Origin of the sequence: Streptomyces sp. NPDC051172, assembly GCF_040682555.1 — a bacterium.
Taxonomy (GTDB): Bacteria; Actinomycetota; Actinomycetes; order Streptomycetales; family Streptomycetaceae; genus Streptomyces.
The window spans coordinates 1-1,097 of record NZ_JBFBBE010000451.1 but is presented as its reverse complement, the minus strand read 5'-3'; the positions used below and the strand labels follow the sequence as shown (position 1 = coordinate 1,097).

The 1,097-nt window shown below is 72.7% G+C and carries 1 protein-coding gene; it reads right to left on the bottom strand.

Annotated elements, in window-relative coordinates:
- Window positions 1-113: 113 nt before the first annotated feature.
- Window positions 114-1,097: hydrogen gas-evolving membrane-bound hydrogenase subunit E (gene mbhE / locus AB0N07_RS51865; protein WP_365848076.1), on the bottom strand; the 984-nt coding region annotated here is incomplete at its 5' end.

The window sequence follows — 1,097 nt, the reverse complement described above, 5'->3', positions numbered from 1 at the left end:
GTTGATCAGCATGATCCCCAGCAGGATGCGGGTCAGGCTGCGCTCGAGCACCAGGTAGATCCCCCCGGCGAACATCACGCCCATCGCCAGGAGCAGGGCCAGGTCGACGGTCATCATCGGGCGGCCTCCGGGGCGTCGGGGGTGGACGGGGTGGGCATGCGCGGATGACGACGGCGGGCCGCGGCGCGCAGGCGGGCGCGGCGGGCCTCCTCGCCCCGGCGGTCCACCTCACCGCCGAGCGAGCGCAGCACGTCGATCACGAGCCCGACCACCACGAGGTACACGCCGATGTCGAACGCCGTGGCCGAGACCAGCTTGAGGGCGTCGCCGAACAGCGGCAGGTCGGTGAACTCCACCACATAGGACTGCAGGATCTGCCCGCCGAAGAAGAGCGGGGCGATCCCGGTGAGCGTGGCGATCGCCAGGCCCAGGCCGATCATGGGCCCGGCCGGGATCACGGAGGCCTCCTGCAGCTCGTACCGGCCGCCGGCGAGGAAGCGCAGCGTGAGGGCCAGGCCTGCGAGCAGGCCGCCGGCGAAGCCGCCGCCGGGGGTGTTGTGCCCGGCCAGCAGCAGGTAGACGGAGAGCAGCATCATGATCGGGAACATGAAGCGGGTGACGACCTCGAGGATGATCGAGCGCCGCTCGGGGGCCATCGTGTGGCCGGCCACGAGCCACTGGCCCTTGCGATCGTCCACAGCGAAGCTGCGCACGACGGACAGCTCGCGGGCCCCGAGCGAGGAGTCGGCGCCGAAGTCGCCGACGGAGCCGGGGGCGACGTCGTCGATGCTGCGGGTGCGCCCGTCGCGGTGCTGCAGGAAGATCAGGGAGGCCACGCCGGTGGCGGCGGCGGCCAGCACGGTGATCTCGCCCCACGTGTCCCACGCGCGGATGTCCACGAGGGTGACGTTCACGGCGTTGGCGCCGTAGCCGTCCGTGTAGGCGAGCTCCGGCATGGGCAGCGAGATGCGCTCGGCGGTGCGGGCGGCCAGCGCGGTGGCGGCGATCCACATCATGGTCAGCGCGAACCCGACGGCCACGGCCAGGCGGCCCAGCCGCCGTGAGCCGGTGCGGCGGTCGTACCAGTCCGGCGGCAG